This is a genomic window from Alloacidobacterium dinghuense (assembly GCF_014274465.1).
Lineage (GTDB): Bacteria > Acidobacteriota > Terriglobia > Terriglobales > Acidobacteriaceae > Alloacidobacterium > Alloacidobacterium dinghuense.
This window is the reverse complement of record NZ_CP060394.1, coordinates 2,684,573-2,705,497: the sequence shown is the minus strand read 5'-3', so window position 1 is coordinate 2,705,497 and position 20,925 is coordinate 2,684,573. Positions and strand designations below refer to the sequence as shown.

Annotated in this window: 16 protein-coding genes; 11 read left to right on the top strand and 5 right to left on the bottom strand. The window is 57.2% G+C overall.

What is annotated here, in order from left to right; genetic code table 11:
• Window positions 1-126: 126 nt before the first annotated feature.
• Entirely contained in the window at window positions 127-1,311 is a 1,185-nt protein-coding gene (locus H7849_RS10955; RefSeq protein WP_186746474.1) for an acetyl-CoA C-acyltransferase, read from the top strand.
• A gap of 354 nt (window positions 1,312-1,665) precedes the next feature.
• On the opposite strand, the gene H7849_RS10950 is transcribed toward H7849_RS10955, so the two are convergent.
• Both H7849_RS10950 and H7849_RS10945 read right to left on the bottom strand, forming a co-directional pair.
• Window positions 1,666-2,067, bottom strand: coding sequence for a PIN domain-containing protein (locus tag H7849_RS10950; protein WP_186746472.1), 402 nt, complete (start codon window positions 2,065-2,067; stop codon window positions 1,666-1,668).
• 7 nt (window positions 2,068-2,074) lie between these two features.
• Window positions 2,075-2,347, bottom strand: coding sequence for a hypothetical protein (locus tag H7849_RS10945; protein ID WP_186746470.1), 273 nt, complete (start codon window positions 2,345-2,347; stop codon window positions 2,075-2,077).
• A gap of 138 nt (window positions 2,348-2,485) precedes the next feature.
• On the opposite strand from H7849_RS10945, the gene H7849_RS10940 reads away from it, so the two are divergent.
• From H7849_RS10940 to H7849_RS10930, 3 genes are all read left to right on the top strand, one after another.
• Window positions 2,486-4,318 (top strand): acyl-CoA dehydrogenase FadE, encoded by a 1,833-nt coding sequence (locus H7849_RS10940; protein ID WP_186746468.1) that lies wholly within the window; start codon window positions 2,486-2,488, stop codon window positions 4,316-4,318.
• A gap of 300 nt (window positions 4,319-4,618) precedes the next feature.
• Window positions 4,619-8,383, top strand: a complete 3,765-nt coding sequence (locus tag H7849_RS10935; protein ID WP_186746466.1) for a protease pro-enzyme activation domain-containing protein — start codon at window positions 4,619-4,621, stop codon at window positions 8,381-8,383.
• A 152-nt stretch (window positions 8,384-8,535) separates the two neighbouring features.
• Window positions 8,536-8,730, top strand: a complete 195-nt coding sequence (locus H7849_RS10930) for a hypothetical protein (protein ID WP_186746464.1) — start codon at window positions 8,536-8,538, stop codon at window positions 8,728-8,730.
• A gap of 358 nt (window positions 8,731-9,088) precedes the next feature.
• Here the strand turns inward: H7849_RS10930 and H7849_RS10925 are convergent, their stop codons facing one another.
• Window positions 9,089-10,192 carry a BON domain-containing protein gene (locus tag H7849_RS10925; protein WP_186746463.1) on the bottom strand — a complete coding sequence of 368 codons (1,104 nt, stop codon included), beginning with the start codon at window positions 10,190-10,192 and terminating at the stop codon, window positions 9,089-9,091.
• 204 nt (window positions 10,193-10,396) lie between these two features.
• Here H7849_RS10925 and H7849_RS10920 point away from each other — a divergent pair, with 204 nt between their 5' ends.
• Complete coding sequence (locus tag H7849_RS10920) at window positions 10,397-10,813, top strand: YtxH domain-containing protein (protein WP_186746461.1); 417 nt, start codon at window positions 10,397-10,399, stop codon at window positions 10,811-10,813.
• A gap of 48 nt (window positions 10,814-10,861) precedes the next feature.
• Entirely contained in the window at window positions 10,862-11,368 is a 507-nt protein-coding gene (locus H7849_RS10915; protein WP_186746459.1) for a hypothetical protein, read from the top strand.
• A 12-nt stretch (window positions 11,369-11,380) separates the two neighbouring features.
• Here the strand turns inward: H7849_RS10915 and H7849_RS10910 are convergent, their stop codons facing one another.
• On the bottom strand, window positions 11,381-12,409 hold the full coding sequence (locus H7849_RS10910; protein ID WP_186746457.1) for an alpha/beta fold hydrolase: 1,029 nt from the start codon (window positions 12,407-12,409) through the stop codon (window positions 11,381-11,383).
• Window positions 12,410-12,537: 128 nt separating this feature from the next.
• On the opposite strand from H7849_RS10910, the gene H7849_RS10905 reads away from it, so the two are divergent.
• A complete protein-coding gene (locus H7849_RS10905; protein WP_251106741.1) occupies window positions 12,538-14,511 on the top strand; it encodes a beta-N-acetylhexosaminidase in 1,974 nt (657 codons plus the stop codon).
• Window positions 14,512-14,533: 22 nt separating this feature from the next.
• Here H7849_RS10905 and H7849_RS10900 read toward each other — a convergent pair whose 3' ends face one another.
• Window positions 14,534-15,505 (bottom strand): SDR family oxidoreductase, encoded by a 972-nt coding sequence (locus tag H7849_RS10900; RefSeq protein ID WP_186746455.1) that lies wholly within the window; start codon window positions 15,503-15,505, stop codon window positions 14,534-14,536.
• 69 nt (window positions 15,506-15,574) lie between these two features.
• On the opposite strand from H7849_RS10900, the gene H7849_RS10895 reads away from it, so the two are divergent.
• From H7849_RS10895 to pgi, 4 genes are all read left to right on the top strand, one after another.
• Window positions 15,575-16,513: a type I phosphomannose isomerase catalytic subunit gene (locus H7849_RS10895; RefSeq protein WP_186746453.1), complete on the top strand. Its 939-nt coding sequence runs from the start codon at window positions 15,575-15,577 to the stop codon at window positions 16,511-16,513.
• 25 nt (window positions 16,514-16,538) lie between these two features.
• On the top strand, window positions 16,539-17,654 hold the full coding sequence (locus H7849_RS10890; RefSeq protein ID WP_186746451.1) for a mannose-1-phosphate guanylyltransferase: 1,116 nt from the start codon (window positions 16,539-16,541) through the stop codon (window positions 17,652-17,654).
• Between the two features lie 29 nt (window positions 17,655-17,683).
• Window positions 17,684-19,120 carry a phosphoglucomutase/phosphomannomutase family protein gene (locus tag H7849_RS10885; RefSeq protein ID WP_186746449.1) on the top strand — a complete coding sequence of 479 codons (1,437 nt, stop codon included), beginning with the start codon at window positions 17,684-17,686 and terminating at the stop codon, window positions 19,118-19,120.
• Window positions 19,121-19,190: 70 nt separating this feature from the next.
• A complete protein-coding gene (pgi, locus tag H7849_RS10880) occupies window positions 19,191-20,828 on the top strand; it encodes a glucose-6-phosphate isomerase (protein ID WP_186746448.1) in 1,638 nt (545 codons plus the stop codon).
• Window positions 20,829-20,925: the final 97 nt, after the last annotated feature.

The window sequence follows — 20,925 nt, the reverse complement described above, 5'->3', positions numbered from 1 at the left end:
GTCAAAGACGGCGGACAATTGTTTAGGTAGAAGCACCGGGCTTTAGCCCGGTGAATAGAGTAACGGGGAACGCAGGGGCTTCAGCCCCGGTTCCTCTAAAAGCAAGGGACCAGAGGTAAACCGAAAATGAGAGATGCAGTCATCGTAAGCAGCGTTCGCACCGCAGTCGGAAAAGCACCCAAGGGATCGCTGTCCTTCACCCGCCCCGACGACCTTGCCGCCATCGCCATCAAAGGCGCGCTCGACAAGGCCCCCGCGCTCGATCCCAAAGAGATCGAAGACGTCATCATGGGCTGCGCCATGCCCGAAGCCGAGCAGGGAATGAACGTCGCCCGCATCGCCAGCCTGCGCGCCGGACTGCCGGTCGAAGCCTCGGCCATGACGATCAACCGCTTCTGCTCATCCGGACTGCAATCGATCGCCATCGCCGCCGACCGCATCCGGTCGGGAAGCGCCGAAGTCATGCTCGCCGGAGGAACCGAATCGATGAGCATGATCTCCATGGGAGGCCGCAAGATCAGCGCGAACCCATGGCTCGTCGAGCACTACGCCGACACCTATCTCTCCATGGGTCTCACTGCCGAGCGCGTAGCCGCGAAATACGGCATCACCCGCGAACAGGCCGACGCCTTCTCGCTCAAGAGCCACGAGAAAGCGCTGGCCGCAACCCAGTCCGGCAGGTTCGAGGAGGAAATTGTGCCTGTTACGGTGACAAATTCCACACCGACGAAAAATCCTGCGAAGCCCGAAGTCAAAACAAGCGACTTTAAGCGAGACGAAGGCCCCCGCGCCGACACCTCGCTCGAAGCTCTAGCCAAACTCAAGCCCGCCTTCCACGCAAAGGGAACCGTAACAGCGGGGAACTCCTCGCAAACCTCCGACGGAGCCGCCGCCACCATAGTCATGTCATCAGAACGAGCAGAGGCATTGAACCTGAAGCCACTGGCAAGATTCGTCAGCTTCGCCACCGCCGGATGCCTGCCCGAAGAAATGGGCCTCGGCCCAGTCTTCGCCATCCCCAAAGCCCTGAAACTCGCCGGATTAACCCTCGATCAAATCGACCTCATCGAACTGAACGAAGCCTTCGCGGCACAAGCACTGGCCGTAATCCAGCAAGCCGGACTCGACCCCGCCAAAGTCAACGTCAACGGCGGAGCCGTCGCATTAGGCCACCCGCTAGGCTGCACCGGAGCCAAACTCACGGCCACGCTACTGCACGAAATGAAACGCCGCAACCTCCGCTATGGATTAGTAACCATGTGCGTAGGCGGCGGCATGGGCGCCGCCGGAATTTTTGAAAACTTAAACTAGGGCAGAATCTATTCAGTCAGGATGTGGCAGCACACGAAAGATCGCGATACTCTCGTCGCCAATTGTCAGCCTTTTTATGAGGGTTGCTTTGAAAGCACGCTCAGTCGGGCCCACTAGCCTCCACCCCTTTCCAGTTGTCATGCGTTCACCGCGAGCTACTTTCGAATCTGCCACTCTCGTTGTCCTTTTTGCCATTCAGAATCTCCAGTTGATTGAATCTCCGAAATTATAAGAGGGTAAAACTTGCGAGGCTCACCATTTTGCAACTTGCCGGGTGCCCCATCCTTTGCGAAGCAAAGGGTGGGATAGCACGACGCCAACCTCAGCACCTACCGAGTCTCCAATGCATCCACGCTACTCAGGCTGAACCACTAACAACCCTTTCACCTGTTCAAAATGCCGCTTATTAAACGTAACCACGCCACTGCCGCGCTCTAAGGCGGTAGCGGCCACAATCACGTCATAAAATCCGATCATTTTGCCGGAAGACTCCAGCTCTGCCCAGAGACGTGCATGCTCATACGCGGTCTGCTCGGTATAGGGAACAATCGGCAAAACCGCCAGTATCGCTTCAAGATATTCGCGCCGGCGTGTCTTATGAAGGCCTTTCGCGCGTTCCACTCCATGCCAGAGCTCCGCGACAGTGATGGCGGCAATTTCAAACTCGTCATCCGGACGCGAGGCTACCCATGAACGAAGATCGAAGCTCCCTTTTTCTCCGCCGATGATGACATCCGCATCTAGGATAAGTGCCATTTGTAGGTCAGCGCCATTTGTCGATCGGCGCCTTCAACACTTTACGGGCCGATGCAAGATCGCTGCGCCAGTTCCGCGCTTCCGCATCCGACAACCGCGTCATGGCCAACGTTTCCGCCAGCGCGCGCCCCTTGCACACCTTCTCGCCATCCGGCACAAGGCGAGCAACCGGCGATCCGTTCCTGAGCAGCACATACGTTACATTCTGGTAATGCGCCCGATTCACGCAATCGGCAAAGTTGCGAGCCGCATCCGTAACGCTGATCGCCACCTTTTTCATAGAATCATATTATCAGATTCTGCATACTCATCGCGAGATTACCAGAGTATCCATCCCTCTGACCTCACCCACAAGCCAATCTTCACAAACTCAGCGTAAGATGTTCCGTTGCACCCAGAACAGGAGCACCCGAACAACATGGCCACCGCTACCACCTCCGCTCCCGCTAAAGCCGTTACCGGCGGCAGTTTTCTGATCGAAGAGCGCCAACCCTCCGACATCTTCACTCCCGAAGACTTCTCCGACGAGCAGCGCCAGATCGCTGAAACCGCCGCGCAGTTCGCCGCGAACGAAGTCCTGCCCGCAGCCGACGACATCGAAGCCAAGCACTTCGACGTGACCCGCGGCCTGCTGAAAAAAGCCGGTGACCTCGGTCTCATGGCCGTCGACGTGCCCGAAGCCTACGGCGGCCTCGCCATGGACAAAGTCACCTCCGCCATCATCGCCGACCGCATGTCGATGCTCGCCAGCTTCTCCGTTGCCTTCAGCGCGCACGTCGGCATCGGCACGCTCCCGCTGGTCTGGTACGGAACGGATGCGCAAAAAGAAAAGTACCTGCCCAAGCTAGCCAGCGGTGAATGGATCGCCGCCTACGCGCTCTCTGAAGCCTCGTCCGGATCCGACGCCATGAACATCCGCTGCCGCGCCGTGCTCTCCGACGACGGCCAGCACTACATCCTCAATGGCGAAAAGATGTGGATCACCAACGCCGGCTTCGCCGACTTATACACCGTCTTCGCGAAAATCGCCGACCCCAAAGACCCCGACCCGAGCAAAACAAAAATGTCCGCGTTCCTCATCGAGCGCAATACTCCCGGCCTCACAGTAGGCGCAGAAGAGCACAAGCTAGGCATCCGCGGCTCATCCACCTGCCCCTTGATCCTCTCCGACTGCAAAGTGCCCGCCGAAAATCTCCTCGGAGAAGCGGGCAAAGGCCACCACATCGCCTTCAACATCCTCAACATCGGGCGCTTCAAGCTGGGAGCATCCTGCCTCGGCGGTGCGCGCACCACGCTCGGCAATGGAATCAAATACGCAAAGGACCGCAAGGCCTTCGGCAAGTCCATCTCCGACTTCGGCCTCATCCAGCAAAAGCTCGCCGACTCCACGGCGCGCATCTTCGTCGGCGAAGCCATGACTTACCGCACCGTAGGCATGATTGACGCCGCTCTCGCTACCATCGAAACCGGAAAAGCCGCTGGCGCTGAAGCCGAAGCCCGCAACTCTCGCGAGATCCAGAAGCGCATCGAGGAATACGCCGTCGAGTGTTCCATCCTCAAAGTCTGGGGCTCCGAGATGCTCGACGCCGTCGTAGACCACGTCGTCCAGATCTATGCCGGATACGGCTATGTCGAGGAGTACCCCGCAGAGCGCGCCTACCGCGACTCCCGCATCAATAGAATTTTTGAGGGCACCAACGAAATCAACCGTCTCATCATCACCGGCTTCCTTATGAAGCGCGCCATGACCGGCCAGCTTCCGCTGCTCGCCGCCATCAAGCAGCTCATGGACGAGGTCATGTCCGCGCCCTCACCCAATTTCGATGATGCTCCCGAAGACGCGCTGGCCCGCGAAGCCGCCATCCTTGCAAACGCAAAAAAGCTCGCCCTCCTAGCCGCCGGAGCCGCCAGTCAGAAGTACATGAACTCGCTCGCCGACCAGCAGGAGATCATGGCCGACCTCGCCGACATGCTCATCGAAATCTACGCCGTCGAATCCGCCATCCTTCGCGCCCGCAAAATGGCCAACAACAAAGCAGCCATCGCCGCCACCCAGTACTACACCGCCCACGCCATCACCATCCTCGAACCGGCCGCCCGCCGCGTGCTCGCCGCCGTGGCTGAAGGCGACATGCTGCGCACCCAGCTCGCCATCCTGCGCCGCCTCGTCAAGCACGAACCGGCAGACACCATCCAGATCGGCCGCGCGCTCGCCCGTCAGGCCGTCGAAGCCGGAAGATACCCGCTATGAGGTGTGACCGGATCAAAAATTTAGCCCGTAGCTAGAAACTAAATCCCCGATTCGCGGTCTACAACTATGCACAGCCCTTGGTGAAGGCCAGAGGTCTATCTGCTTGACAGCCAGTTTTCGTGTGTCTTACAACCTAGCCAGTGCCGCGGACACTGTTCGCGGCGCAAGGGTGCAACTGCAGCCGTCATCCGGTTGCCCTATACTCGTACACGAACAAAGCATCGCAGAATGCGACCTGTCCCACTCTCGTTTCCCGACCAACAATGCCAGATCAACACCAGGTAGTCTCACAGGATGGCCATGTCTGATACATACCGCACACCCCGCTCCATCTTCCGTCTGGCCGCGCTAGCTGTCGCCGGACTCTTCGCCTTTACTGCCGCCGCCGCATCCGCGCAAACTCAGCCCGAAGCGATCATCCCCAACCGCATCACGCAGCCCATCAATCCAGACGTGCGCGTCACCCTCTCGCACAACGTGCATCCGCTCGCCATACCAAAATACGACCAGGGAGCCGCGCCGGGATCCATGGCCACCGGACGCATCATGCTCGTGCTCAAGCGCAGCGACACGCAGGAGCAGGCCCTGAAGCAATACCTCGGCGACCTGCAGAACCCGAACTCGGCGAACTATCGCAAGTGGCTCACGCCCGCACAGATCGGCACAGCATACGGTATCAGCGACATCGACCTCACCACGGTCACAGCATGGCTCCAGTCACAAGGCTTTACCGTTGAGAAGGTTCCGCAGGCGCGGAACGTCATCGAGTTCTCCGGAAATGTGGCGCAGATTCAGCGGGCATTTAACACGACCATCCACAAGTACGTGATCAACGGCGAAACGCACTTCGCGAACTCGACCGATCCGCAGATTCCTGCAGCGCTCGCCCCAGTCATTGGCGGCATCGCGCAGTTGAATGATTTCCGTGCGAAGAAGAATGCCGTTATCAGCGCCAAGGCTCACTTTGATTCGGAAACGAAGAAGATCAAGCCAGACCTTACGCTGCTTTGCAATTCGAGCGGTTGCTCGTATGTAGCCAGCGGCGGCAACATCCTGTTCACGGTTCCTGCCGACGCGGCGTTGATCTACGACACGCCAAACTCGGCCTTGAACCCGAACTACAGCGGCACCACCTATGATGGCACCGGCGTAACCATCGGAATCGCTGGCGACTCCAACATTACACCACAGGATGTAGCCAACTATCGCGCGGCTCTTCTGCCATCGCAATACAGCTCGAATCAGCCCAACATCATCGTGGACGGCAACGACCCCGGCGTGAATGGAGACGCCATCGAAGCTCTACTCGACAATGAAGTAGCCGGCGGAATCGCGCCCGGAGCGAAAATCAACTTCTATACCTCCGCCGACACCGACCTGCAAAACGGCCTCTTCCTCGCCATCTATCGCGCCCTAGATGACAACGCCGTCAGCATCCTTAACGTGAGCTTCGGCAATTGCGAAGCTGCACTAGGCGCGAGTGGAAACGCACAGTTGAACGCCGCATGGCAGCAGGCCGCTGCCCAGGGTATCAGCGTCACCGTCTCCACGGGCGACAGCGGATCGGCGGGCTGCGATAACGAGAATACGGAGACAACTGCTACACACGGTCTGGCGGTCAGCGCCTTTGCATCCACACCCTATAACATCGCCGTCGGCGGTACTGATTACGATGTGCTCCTGAATTCCTTTACCACCTACGTTGGTACAGCCAATGCTGCGACCAGCTTTTACCGCACCGCTCTCAGCTACATCCCGGAGAGCCCGTGGAATGACTCGCCGGTTTCCAACACCGGCGGATACAACACAAATGTTGCATTCAAAGACAGCAACGGAAACACCAATATCGTTAGCGCTGGAGGAGGCATCAGCAGTACCGCCGTTTGCTCTGTCGCCCTGGATTCCAATGGAAACTGCCCAGGCACACTTGGACCCTACCCGCAGCCGGCATTCCAGAGCAGCGTTACCAACAGCGTGAGCACCGGCGCTCGCTCCATCCCCGATGTGTCGTTCCTCGCTGGCGACGGTGCTTACGGAGCATTATGGCTGGTCTGCTCCGATGACCAGGCCAACGGCTCAAGTCCGACTTACACTACCTCGGACTGTCAGCAGACAAGCGGATCGTTTACATCTACAACCGGCTTCACTGGTGTAGGCGGAACATCGGCCGCGGCTCCAGCATTCGCCGGAATGCTTGCTCTGATTTCCTCTGCGAACGGGGGAGCGCGTCTCGGCCAGGCCGATTACGTTATCTATAACCTGGCGGCGCAGGCGTCACTTTATCCCACCCTTTTCCACGACGTAGCCACAGGCAACAACTCCGTTGTCTGCCAGGCAGGCACAACCAACTGTGGCTCCAACGGATTCCTCACTGGCTACAACGCCTCAGCTGGAAAGACAGCAGCAACTGCCTACGACGCAGCCTCAGGTCTAGGCAGCGTCGATGTAGCCCAGCTCCTCGCCAACTGGAAGAAGGCTTCGTTCGCGAGCACGTCAACCTCGCTCACCATCAACGGTGGAACCAGCGCGATCAACGTCACCCACGGAACGGCTCTGAACTTTGCGGTTACCGTCACCGGTAGTTCGCCCGGCGGCGCCGTGAGCATCATCAACAACAGCGGCCTGGAAAATAACGGTGCTCTCGGCGCGGTTTTGACGCTCTCAGGCGGCACGGCTAGTGGATCGAACGGGGACCTTCCCGGCAATGGATCCACTCCCTATAGCGTCTACGCCTACTACGGTGGAGACGTGAAGAATGCTCAAAGCAAATCCAATCCAATTTCCGTAACCATCACACCTGAATCGAGTGTGGTTGAAGTCGGCGCTAACATGTTTGACCCGCAGAGCGGCAATCCCGTATGCGAAGACGTTGGCGGAAATGCCCAAACACCCACGTGCGTCGGACAGTCCGTGCCGTATGGCCTGGCCACCTCCGTCACTGCGCAGGTGGTGGGAACGGATTGCGCAAACAATAACAAAAACTGCTCCAGTACCGTTCCCACCGGAAGCATTGCCTTTGCCAACACCGCTGGTTCGTTACCCGGCTCTCCAGTCGCGATCGCAAGCAACGGAATTGCAAGCTATAACAACTTCCTTAACCAGAACCAATCCCTGCCTGTTGCCGCCAATGGCCTGACAGCAACCTACGGGGGCGACGGCAGCTATTCGGGCAGCAACAGCGCTTACAACGTGGTCGTGGTCCAGTCCACGCCGACGGGTGTTGCAGTAAGCGGTTCACAGACTGGTAGTAACGTCACCCTGCAGGCTCAAATCAACACGGACAGCATCGGTCTTGCTCCCTCCGGAACGGTTACCTTCGCCGTGGGCAGCACAACGATCGGCACCGCTTCGTCACCATCCGCAACTGGATTCACCAACGCCGGTACGGTCGCATCGCTGTATCAAGTCACGATTCCGGCAAGCACGATGGGCCTGGTGAATGGCAGCAACACGATCACCGCAACCTATGCCGGTGACACCAACTACGCCAAGGCCAGCGGCCAAGCCAACATCGTTATCTCGGGTGGTGGCGGCGGGGGCAGCTACACTCTGAGCGGCAGTGCAATTTCCATCTCCGCAGGGGCCACGTCCGGTAACACCACAACCGTCAACGTCACACCGGCGTCTTCCGGATTTACAGGGACCGTGAATCTGACATGCGCCCTTACATCCAGCCCAACCGGTGCGGCAATGCTGCCTACCTGCAGCCTGAATCCCACTTCCGTGGCGTTGAGCGGCACCAAGGCAGGCACCTCAACTCTCACTGTGACATCCACAGCGAACAGCAGCGCACTCACCTATCCGCTCAAGAACATCTTTGAAGCAGCAGGCGGAACAGCACTGGCCTGCATTCTGATGTTCACCATCCCGGCTCGCCGCAAGACGTGGCGCGCCATTCTCGGCCTGATCGCTTTCGCAATCGCCATCTCCGGCGTCATCGGTTGCGGAGGCGGCAGCAGCAATCACGGCGGTGGCGGAACGACAGCCGGTGCTTACGTCTTCACTGTAACGGGCACGTCGGGGAGCACATCGAGCACTGGCACAATCCAGGTCACGATCAACTAAATCACCACCAACCTTAAGAGCCGCATTCGGTCCCGAATGCGGCTCTTTTGTGCACAAAAATCGACCTTAAACCAGCTTTTCAAGCCACGTTTTTGCACTTAACAATTCCAAATTCAGCACGAACAAGGGTGCCCCATCCTGACGAAGTCAGGGTGGGAAAGCAAAGCCCCAAACACAGCCGTCATTCTGACGACCAATACCGGGTCCCCGGCAGGCGCGGTGTTCGCGTGCTGGGGTGGAAAGAGGTGCAAAGCACCTCCGGTAGAAGCACCGGCCTTCAGGCCGGTGAACAGGGAAGCCTCTATCGGGGCTTTAGCGCGGGCGATCTCCCCGAAGCCCACCCATAGGCTGTCAAGCCCCTGAAACGCAAAATAATCCGTAACAGCAAGAAAACAAGTCACTTAAAATCGCCCAAACTTGGCGTGTTATTTCGCCAAAACTGCTATTCTGGATATAGAGATCAAAAAGCCCGCCCAACCGGCGGCCTTTTTCATTGAAGAGAACCCACCCCCCCGCTAAGTCATTGAAAACACTAGAAACCACTTAAACCTAGCAGAATCATGGAGATAGCAGGGGATGATCCCCCGCTAAATCATTGAAAACAAAGAAAGCAAACTACAGGGAGGGGGGAGGGGGTAGTCCCCGAGCCGGCAATAAAAAGCCCCGCCTGAAAAGCGGGGCTTTTTCAGCGCAGAATGCGCAAAATTACTGCGGTTGACGCTGCTCCAGCTGCGGATCGGACGAGCTATTGTCGTCGAACGACCGCACCTGCCCAACTGCATGCGTTGTGGTCACCGTAATCGGTGACTGCAGCTTGAAGTTGACCAGCGTTTCCGGCTGAATCTGCACCTGCTGCCCGCGTGTGACCGCGTTCACGCCCGCGCCCGTAGCGCCGCCGGCTGCCGCGCCGATCGCCGCGCCTCTGCCGCCGCCAGCCAGCCCGCCGATGATCGCGCCGAGAGCCGCGCCGCCGCCAGTCTTCACGGCAGTATTCTTCCCGCGCCCCTGACCTTCCTTCGAATACGCCTCAGTCACGACGGGAATCTGGCGGCTCTTTGTGCTGATCTGCGTGAGCTCGATCGAGAGCAGAGAACTGCCCGCGAAGTGCGCCGCATCCTTGGCATCCACCACGCGCCCGGTGACGCTGGCCCCTTGCGGAACGGCAACCATGCCATCGGCAATCAGGTCGCCAGCCAGCGAGCCATGGAAGACCTGGTTGGGCTGCGCGTCCTTGCTGCTGAGAGCTTCAGTGATGCGCACCGGAATGATCGACCCCGCCGGGATGGTGACCGTCTTCGCCACCGGCTGCGGCGGCGGAGGCGGTGGCGCCGGTGCCGGCGGCGGAGCCTGCTCTACTGGAGCCGGAGCTGGCGCGGGAGCGGGGGGCGGCTCCGGTGCTGCCTCGGCCACCTGCTTCTCCTCACGATGCTTGCGCTTCTTCTCAACCGGGGGCGGCGGGGCAACCGGCGCCGGAGCAGCCGCCTGCTTCGGCGGCTCGACCGTCAAATTATTCACCACCGTCTTCACGCCATCGACACTGCCCGCGTCGTTTCCGGCGAGCGCGCGCGAAGCGTCGTCGTTCGCTGTGCCGGAGAGCGTTGCAATCCCGTTCGTGACTCCTACCTGAATGTTTTGCCCGTTCAATGCGCTCTCAGCGGCGATTTTGGCTTGAACGTCATTGGCAACCTGCTGGTCGGTGCGCGCTGGCTGTGTTGCTGTCTGCTGTCTGTTGCAGCCTGCGGCAAAAAGTAATGCTCCACCGAGCAGCGCCACCTGAAGGCCCCGTGTTCTTATACGGATCGTGTTCATATGTAATACCATTATCTCCCTGAATCAGTCTTACCGAATAAATGGCCATGTGTGCTGCGATTAGTATCCTAGATAGACTCCTCGCTGCGCCGTATGGCAGCGCGATTGATTGTCGCGGCATCTACTCATATATTGACGATGCGGGAGACTCAAAGGGCTCTAATATCTGGTACCATCCGGTTTCCAGCGAAGGAGAATGTATTTATGTCAGATGATAAGCAGTCAAGTGGATTCAGTTGGTTTCTGGCTGGTCTTGGACTTGGTGCCTTGCTGGGCGTACTCTATGCTCCAAAGTCAGGACGCGAAACGCGCGAAGACCTTGCCAGCAGCGCACGCGAAGGCACAGAGTATCTGAAGCAGCGCGGGCGCGAGGCCGCAGATCAGGCAAATGTGTACATCGATCGCGGGAAGGCCCAGGTCGGCGAGTACGTTGACCGCGGTAAGGAGTACGCAGACCGCGGAAAGTCACAGCTGAATGACTGGATGAATCAGGGCAAGCAGTTCGTGAGTGAGCACGGCGGACGAGTCACAGCTGCAGTCGAAGCGGGCAAGCAAGCCTATCGTACAACCACCGGCACCGCCACCGAACCGACTCCAGGCCCGGAGCCGTCGCATTCGTAGACTATTGTTCGAGGAGCGCCAATCGAAGCAGGCAAATGAGTGAAAATTATGCCGATACCCGAAGTTATTTTCATTATCTTCACTGCTGTTACCTCGATTGGCGTTCTGATACAGGCGTTTGTGTTGCTGGCGATGTTCATCGCGGTCAAGAAAGCCACAGGCGAAGTCCATGAGCTCACCGATCAACTGAAGCAGCACCTTGTGCCCACGCTTTCGACCGCACGTAATCTGGTCGAAGACGTCTCGCCAAAGGTTAAGGTGGCAACTTCAAACCTCGTCGAGGCAAGCAGCATTTTGCGCTCGCAGGCTGAGCACATCAACAAGACGTTTAGCCATGTAGCCGATCTTGCTGAAGTCCAATTGACACGTGTCGATGAAATGGCAACGGCTGTGCTCGATGGAATTACGCAGGCAACGGCTGCGGTGCAACACGGAATCGCTTCGCCGCTGAAGCAGGTTTCCGGCGTACTGAATGGTCTGCGCGCCGGTATCGATGTCCTTCGTAAGAAGGAGCGGCCAACCCACGTCGAGGGCGACGGAAGCAACTTCGTGTGAAGGCCGCACAGCCTACGGCTGGCTGAGAAACTGATCCACTACCGGATCCATCTTTGAACTCTCACACCCCGGAGCCATATGCCCGCAATCGGACTCCAGCAGCAACGTCTGCGCATGAATCAGCTTGGCGAATCCCAGTGCCGGTAGCGGGTTCACCATATGGTCCTGCGTAGCACTTACAACAAGCACCTTTGCCCTTACCTTATTCGCTGCGTCATAGAGCGAGCCGCCATGAGCAATATCGTGTCCGATGATCGCTTGCAATTGGCGCAGGTAGTCATTTGCGTCCATGAAGCGGTCACCGTCGGTGACAATCTGATCGAAGTACTGCTGAAAGCCTTCCGGCGTTGTGTGATTGGCGCGGAAGTCCGGTGTCGAAAGATTCATGTTATGGATGAGCGCGACAAGAGAGAGCGGTGGAGTCTGCGTGTACTTTCCGTCTTTGTATGCAGGATCGGATTTGAGCGCTTTGAGTTCCGTGTTCCAGAGCAATAAGTCATAGGAACTCATCTGCGGTGTGCCTACAATCGGTATCGCCAGATCCATGAAATCTGGATAGCTTACGATCCACTGGAACGATTGGATGCCGCCCATCGAGACGCCCATGACGGCGCGCAGATGCTGCAAGTGCAGCGTTTCGGTCACCAGGCGATATTCGGAGTAGACCATGTCGCGGATGGAGAACTGCGGAAAGTCGATCCCATGCTGCGTTGTGCTATTGGACGGAGAGCAGGAGACGCCATTCCCCAGCGCGTCGACGGCGATTACGAAGTACTTGCTCGTGTCGACGTATGTTCCCGGCCTAAGCCCCGCGACGATATCGCCACTCTTCCCCGTGAACCATGTGGGGTAGAGCACAGCATTCGATTTTGCCGGGTTGAGGGTGCCTAGAGTGCGATACCCGACCTTGCAGTCGTGAATCACTGAGCCATTCTCCAGTTTTAGATCGCCAAGGTCGGCATATTGGAGGGGCGGTATCGTTTGTGAGTGAAGAAAGGCCGAAAATAGCAGGAAAACGAAAGCGAGAAGCACACGTTGCATTTCGATTGCTATTCTAATGCCTCGGAACAAATCTACCTTGGAGCGATGCTTTGCGGTTTGCGATCTGTTCGACCTTTGCGTGTGGCGTACTTCTGCTTTCTTCCCTTCAGATGAGTGCACAAACGACTTTGCCTTCTTTCAATAACACGTTGATGCCGCAGCCAGAGAAGCTGACTGTGGGCCAAGGCGGCCTCGTCGTAACTTCCTCCTTCAGCGTTGCCGCTCCGCAGTTTCGCGACGAGCGGCTGGATGGTGCAATTGGTCGCATGCTGCACCGTCTGGAATATCAGACAGGAGTACCGATTGGAAAAGACATTCTGAAGGACCCTGCGAATGCAGCCCTCGTCATTGATGTGAAGGACGCAGGCGAGGCCGTTCAATCGGTTGACGAGGATGAGTCGTATTCGCTGAACGTGACGGCAACAGGAGCGAAGCTGCAGGCGAACACAGTTGTCGGAGCATTGCGCGGCATGGAGACTCTGCTGCAGCTCGTTCAGGCAAATCACACCGGGTATTTCATTCCAGCAGTGAGCATCGAAGACACGCCGCGGTTTCGCTGGCGCGGGTTGCTGATCGATGTCGGTCGGCATTTCGAGCCGGTCAGCGTCATCGAACGCACGCTGGACGGTTTGGCTGCGGTAAAGCTGAACGTCTTCCATTGGCACCTGACGGATGACCAGGGCTTTCGCATTGAAAGCAAGCTCTACCCAAAGCTTACGGGCGTGGGCTCGGATGGCCTGTACTACACGCAGGAGCAGGCGAAGGAAGTGGTTGCCTACGCGCGGGCGCGTGGTATTCGCGTGGTGCCGGAGTTTGATATGCCGGGACACAGCGTGAGCTGGTTCGTTGGCTATCCGGAAATTTCGAGCGGTCCCGGACCATACAAGATTCGGCGTGAATTTGGGATTTCGGATGAGGCCATGGATCCCACGCGCGACAGTACCTACAGGTTTCTCGACGGCTTCATCGGCGAGATGGCGACCATCTTTCCCGATCCATACCTTCACATTGGCGGCGATGAAAGCAATGGCGCGCAGTGGAAGGGAAATCCGCGCATCGTGGAGTTCATGCATAAGCACGACATGAAGGACACGGCAGCGTTGCAGGCTTACTTCAACCGACATTTGCTGAAGATTTTGGAGAAGCACCACAAACACATGGTTGGCTGGGATGAAGTGTTGAATCCTGGGCTTCCGAAGGATGTCGTGGTGCAGTCATGGCGCGGCGAAGCATCGCTTGCGGCGGGGGCGAAGCAGGGCTACCAGGGAATTTTGTCGGCACCATATTATCTTGATGCCATGAAATCGGCGGAGCAGCATTATCTGGCTGACCCGCTGCCTTCGAACTCGGATCTAACGCCCCAGCAACGCTCGCTCATCCTTGGTGGGGAGGTGTGTATGTGGGGAGAGCAGCTTTACGAGCGCACGATTGATTCACGCATCTGGCCGCGCACTGCGGCGATGGCCGAGCGTTTCTGGTCGCCCGAGAATGTCCGCGACGTAAATGACATGTACCGCAGGCTTGATGTCATGTCGGTGCGGCTGGAGACCTTTGGTCTGACGCATCTCACACAGGAAGATGTTGGTCTTCGCGCTTTGACAGGCACTACGGGAATTGACGCAATGCGCGTCTTTGCTTCTGTTCTTGAGCCTGTGAGCTTCCATGAGCGCTATGAGGGACAGCATACCTCTCAGCTAACTCCACTTGATCGGCTTGTCGATGCGGTGCGTCCCGATCCACCTTCGCGGCATGAGATGGAAGTTCTGGTTCGAGTGTTCCTTGAAAACCCATCGCAGCACTCGGGTGAACAGCATCGGTTGTTGGCGATCTTCGCCGAGTGGACAACGGCAGGTTCGAAGGTTCAGCAACTTGTTGTCGCCTCACCCTTGCTGGCAGAGGACGCCACGGAGCGAGTGCAACAATTTGCTCAGTTGGCGGAGATCGGCTCACAAGCCGTAGCACATCTAGCGAGCGCTAGCCCCGCCCCTACTGGATGGAAGCAAAGCAGCCTTGCCACGCTAGATGCCGCGCAGAAGCCGCAAGGGCTCGTTCGATTTACAGTACTCGGGCCGCTGCGCGATCTGGTGAACGCCACTCAGTAAAAAGCAACTAACAACGTAACAATCACGCGAGGCTGCTTTGCGGAGCAGCCTCTTTCATTTGCTCCTTATACCATTCAACCGTGCGGCGAAGCCCTTCCTCAAAACCAACGAGCGGCTCGTAACCAAAGGCTTCGCGTGCGGCGCTGATATCTGCCAGAGAATTTTGAATATCTCCAGTGCGCTCAGGACCGTAGAGCGGAGGTTTGGAAAAGCCCGTGAGTTCGGCAAGAATCTCGTAGGTCTTGTTCAACGTGTGCCGCTCGCCGCAAGCCACGTTGAAGACCTTTCCCGCGACCTTTTCTGCAGGCGCGTGAAGCGCAAGCAGATTCGCCGACACGGCGTTCTCGACATAAGTGAAGTCTCGACCCTGCTCTCCGTTTCCGAAGATTGTTGGCTGTTCTCCATTCAGCATGAGAAGCGTGAACTTTGCCATCACACCGCTATAAGGAGAATCGGGCACTTGTCGCGGGCCGAAAATGTTGAAGTAGCGAAGACAGACAGTTTCGAGTCCGTAGACCTGCCAGTAGCTGCGCATGTACAGCTCTCCAGCTAGCTTCTGCACTGGATAGGGTGCGATAGGCATCGGCACCATAGTCTCTTTTCGCGGAAAACCAGGCTGATTGCCATATGCCGATGACGAGGCAGCATAAACGATACGCTTGACGCCCGCTGCGCGCGCGCCTTCAAGCAGATTGAAGGTACCGTCGATATTCGCCGTGTGGCTTGTGCGAGGATCTTTTACCGAGCGCGGTACTGAAGGCAGTGCGCCTTGATGCAGAATGTAGTCGATGCCGTCGCAGGCGCGGGCTACTTCATCCGCATTGCGTAAGTCGCCCTCAATGAACTCCATGCGATCGAGAATGTCGACCAGGTTCTGTTTGCGGCCTGTTTCGAAATTATCGAAACCGCGAACTGTTTCTCCACGTTCTATGAGCGCCTGGCTGATCCAAGAGCCTAGGAATCCGGCGCATCCGGTTACAAGATAACGAGCCATATCTCTTCTATGTTAGCCGCTGCGGCGAAGGCTGCGTAAGTGGCACAAAATCAGGCATACTGGGAATGCATGCAAGGCTTTACACCATTCAGGCTTTCTCCCTACTTTCGGACCCGTGTTTGGGGGTTCAATGATCTTTCACCCTGGTATGACTTCAAGACCGACGGAGAGCCGATCGGCGAAGTATGGCTAACCGGCGAGATGTGCGTAGCGGAGACAGGACCTTTGAAAGGCCAGTCTCTCAAGGAAATTACGGCCGTTCACGGAGAGGCATTGCTGGGTCAAGGCAGAGCAGGTCAGGAATTTCCACTGCTCATCAAGGTACTTTTCCCAAAAGAAAAGCTCAGCGTGCAGGTGCACCCTGACGACACATTAGCGCAGAAGTACGGCGAGCCGCGTGGCAAGACGGAATGCTGGTATGCACTCGATGCGCAGCCAGGCGCCGAAGTTGCGCTGGGCATCAAACCAGGAACGCCGATCGAGCAAGTGAGGGCCGCGATTGCAGAGTCGCGCTTGGAAGAACTGCTGGCCTGCGTGCCAGTGAACAAAGGTGACATGATCTTTGTTGACGCCGGCACGGTGCATGCGATTGGACCCGGAGCGGTGCTTCTTGAAACCCAACAGACGAGCGATCTGACTTACCGCATGTATGACTACGGCCGTCCGCGTGAATTGCATCTCGACAAATCGTTTGAAGCGATGCGGCTTACAACTGGCTCGGGCAAAATGACACCTAAGAAGATGAATGGACATTCAGTGTTGCTAGACCAGAAATACTTTCGCGTCGAGCAATGGAAAGGGACTCTCCCTTCAGTGGAAAATGCTTTTGCAGATGGAGTACAACTGCTCTTCGTCGCTGATGGGAGACTGAAGATCGAGGGCGCAGGCTTTGAGGCGTTTTCGCTGAACCGCTGTCAACTCGCTGTGATTCCGGCGGGTGCTCGTGATTGGAAGATTACGCCGGAAGCCGGGGCGGAGGTCATTCGCATCCTTCCTCAATCCGCCTGAACATTTGAATTCCTATCGGAGGGCCATGTCCAAAGCAATCGATTTTCGGCCGATCATTCTGGCCGGAGGCAGCGGAACGCGATTCTGGCCGCGCAGTCGCAGGGCACGCGCCAAGCAGGTCTTAGCGCTTGACGGCGAACGCACGATGATTCAGCGCACGGTCGATCGCCTGGCTCCGTTGGCTAAACGCGAGGAAATCTGGGTCATAACCAATGATCTTCTTTCGCCGGCGATTTGCGGGCAGCTGGACGTCGTTCCTGACGAACAGGTCGTGTGCGAACCTGCGGCGCGCAACACCGCGCCCGCTGCCGGACTTGCCGCATTTCTTGTCGAGAGGATCAATCCGGACGCAGTATTAGGCATTTTTCCGGCAGATCATGTGATCACCGATGAAGCCGCATTTCTTTCCGTGCTGGAACATGGCATCAAGATCGCAGCGGCTGCGGAAAACATCGTCGTGCTTGGGGTCACTCCCACGCGTCCGGAGACGGGCTACGGCTATATCGAAACTGGAAGCGCGCTCGACGACGGTTCGCTGCGCGTGCGCCGCTTTACCGAGAAGCCGAACCGCGAGCGGGCTGAGGCGTTCGTTGCGGCGGGCAACTACCACTGGAACAGCGGCATTTTTGTCTGGAGCGCGCGTACGCTGGCGAACGCCATCCGCGAACATCTCTCAGAGACCGCACCCATTCTTGAAGAGATTGCCGCCGCCTACGGGACGCCGGAATTCCGCAAAGTATTTGAGAAACTCTACCCACGGTGCGAAAACATCAGCGTAGATTATGCGGTGCTGGAACCGCGATCTGCGAAAGGTGAGCATCATTCCAGTCTCTACTGCCTGCCTGCAAATTTCGGCTGGAATGATCTCGGCTCCTGGGCTGCACTTTACGAGCATCAGCTAGAGCAGGCGAACATGGCAGACAAGTATGAGAATGTCACCGAGAGTGCAGGCAGCATGCCGCTGGATGCACATGGCAACTACGTCTATAGTCCCAGGAAATTTGTCGCACTGGTCGGTGTAGAAGACCTGGTCGTCGTAGAAACGGATGATGCCATTCTTATCACCACGCGCCACCATTCGCAGGATGTAGGCAAGATCGTGAAACAGCTCGCCACAAATGGCCGCGAAGAATTGATCTAGAAATTTCAGGAGCAGAAGTAAGTCGACGCATGGGAAACAAGACTGCGATCAAATTTGGAACCGATGGCTGGCGCGGAGTTATCGCCGATGATTTTACTTTTGAAAATGTTCGCATAGCGGCGGCCGCTATTGGAACCTACGTGCTTTCCAACAAGGATCCAGGAGAGGGCGTTTGCATCGGCTATGACACGCGTTTCCAATCGCAGGCTTTTGCTCAATCCGTTGCTGAAGTTCTCTCCGCCGCCGGCATCCCAGTCAGCCTTGCAGATCGCATCACGCCGACGCCAGCGCTTTCTTACGGGGTACGCGCCCACGGCGCCGTGGGCGGAGTGATGATCACCTCCAGTCACAATCCCTACCAATGGAATGGCGTGAAGTACAAGGCTTACTACGGCGGTTCAGGAAAGCCATCGATCATTGCCGAGATCGAGAGCTATCTGGAGAAGCCGTTGCCGAAGGCGTCCACTCCAGCGAAGATCGAGATGGTCGATTTTCAGACGCCTTACATCGAGGCGATTTCCAACTTTGCCGATCTCGATTTGATCAGTAAATCGGGCCTGAAGCTCGCGATCGACTGCATGTACGGCGCGGGCCGCGGAATCCTTGCAGGAATCTTTTCGAAGATCGGCGTGGACTTTGTAGAAATTCGTGCCAACATTGATCCGCTCTTCGGAGGAATCAATCCGGAGCCGATTGAACCACACATTCGCGCGCTCCAGGAGACCGTTGTCGCGGAGAAATGTCAGGCGGGTCTGGTAACAGATGGTGACGCCGATCGCATCGGCGCCGTTGATGAGCATGGCAACTTTGTTGATCCGCACAAGGTTTTTTCGGTCCTTCTGCAGTGGATGCTTGAACGAAAGCAGTGGCCGGGCGATGTGACGCGCGCTTTCAATACGACAAAGATGCTTGACCGCATCTGCAAGCGCTACGGGCGTACTCTGCATGAACACGGTATCGGCTTCAAATATGTCTGCGATCTGATGCTGGAGAAAGACATCCTTGTTGGCGGCGAAGAGTCCGGCGGGATCGGGATCAAGCGGCATCTTCCGGAGCGCGATGGCTTGTTGAATGCGCTGCTGCTCGCCAATGTTATGGCCGAAGAGGGCCGCACGCTCGGCCAACTCGTCGCGCGGTTGCAGGAGGAGTACGGCGAGCACCAGTATGGGCGCATTGATCTGCATATCGATGACGACCTGAAGAACGCCACGATTGCCAAGGCTCGCGCGGGCGTGAAGGAATTCGCCGGGATGCCGGTTGAGCGAGTAGAGACGCTGGATGGCATCAAGTTTTTCCTTAAGAATCCGGAAGCTACAACAAAGCCGAACGCTGCGGAGACATGGCTGCTCCTGCGTGCCTCGGGCACGGAGCCGCTCTTGCGCATATACTCTGAGTCGTGCTCGAAGGAGTCAGTGGCAAAGCTGCTGGAATCTGCTCGTGAATTTGCCATGAATAGTCTCGGTTAGATTGCCGGCGATTCTTCTGTCACCTTCGAAGCTGTGGAAGAATCTAAGTCGCTAGAGAAGAAGGAGCGTCATGGCTACTACCACTGAAAAAGCAGTTCCGCTTACGCAGCTTTCCGGATGGAAAGCTCTCGACTCGCATTATCAGAAGATCAAGGACGTGCATCTGCGATCACTGTTTGCCGATGACGCCAAGCGCGGCGAGCGTCTGACGGCAGAGGCTGTTGGCATTTATCTCGACTACTCCAAGAACCGCATTACGGACGAAACACTGAAGTTGCTCTTGCAACTCGCAGAGGAAAGCGGCTTGCGCGAGCGTATCGACGCGATGTTCAGCGGCGAAAAGATCAATATCACTGAGAATCGCGCAGTGCTGCATGTTGCGCTGCGTGCGCCCAAGGGCGAGAAAATTCTGGTCGATGGCAAAGATGTTGTTCCCGAAGTGCATGCAGTACTGGATGCCATGTCGGCGTTTGCCGACCGTGTGCGCAGCGGCGCATGGACCGGGCACACGGGCAAGCGCATTAAGAACGTTATCAACATCGGCATTGGCGGATCGGATCTTGGTCCAGTGATGGCGTACGAGGCGCTGAAGCACTACAGCAAGCGCGACATGGTTTTCCGCTTCGTCTCGAATGTCGACGGGACCGACTTTGCGGAAGCAACTGTTGATCTCGATCCAGAAGAGACACTGTTCATCATTTCCTCGAAGACATTTACCACGCTTGAGACGATGACCAACGCGCACACGGCGCGTGAGTGGAGCCTCAAGAAACTCGGCGATGAAAAAGCCGTCGCAAAGCACTTTGTTGCGGTTTCGACCAACGCAGCAGAGGTTTCGAAGTTCGGCATCGATACGGCGAATATGTTCGGCTTCTGGGACTGGGTTGGCGGTCGCTATTCGATGGACTCGGCCATCGGACTTTCTACGATGCTGGCTGTCGGGCCGGACAACTTCCGCAAGCTCCTGGCTGGTTTCCACGACATGGACGAGCATTTCCGCACGGCTCCATTTGCGAAGAATCTGCCGGTGCTGATGGGACTCCTTTCTGTCTGGTACAACGATTTCTTTGACGCGCAGACGGTAGCGGTTCTGCCATATGAACAGTACCTCAAACGCTTTCCAGCTTATCTGCAGCAGCTCACAATGGAGAGCAACGGCAAGCATGTCACGCTCAGCGGCGAGCATGTAGAGTATGAGACCGGCCCGATCTTCTGGGGCGAGCCGGGAACGAACGGGCAGCACTCCTTCTATCAGCTCATCCACCAGGGGACGAAGCTGATACCTTGCGACTTCATCGGTTTCGGCAAGACGCTCAATCCGCTGGGCGACCATCATGATCTGCTGATGGCGAATGTCTTTGCTCAGGGTGAGGCGCTCGCCTTTGGCAAAACCCCGGAGCAGGTCAAGGCGGAGGGAACGCCGGACTGGCTGGTTCCGCATCGCGTCTTCGAGGGTAACCGGCCGTCGAATACCATCCTGGTCGAGACGCTTACTCCGGAGGTGCTGGGCAAACTTGTGGCTTTGTATGAACACAGCGTCTTTACCCAGGGTGCGATCTGGCAGATTGACTCCTTTGACCAGTGGGGTGTTGAGCTGGGCAAGGTGCTGGCGAAGACCATCATCTCGGAGCTGGAGGGCAAGGCCGAACACAAACATGACAGCTCGACCGGTGCTCTGATTGCTCGCTATAAGAAATTGAAGGGATAAATTCCGATCCTTTTTTCGAAGTTACGGGCTGGCTTTGCGCCAGCCCGTAACTTTTTGCTGGCGCAGGTGTTTATGTAAGCGACGAGCGGGCCTACTG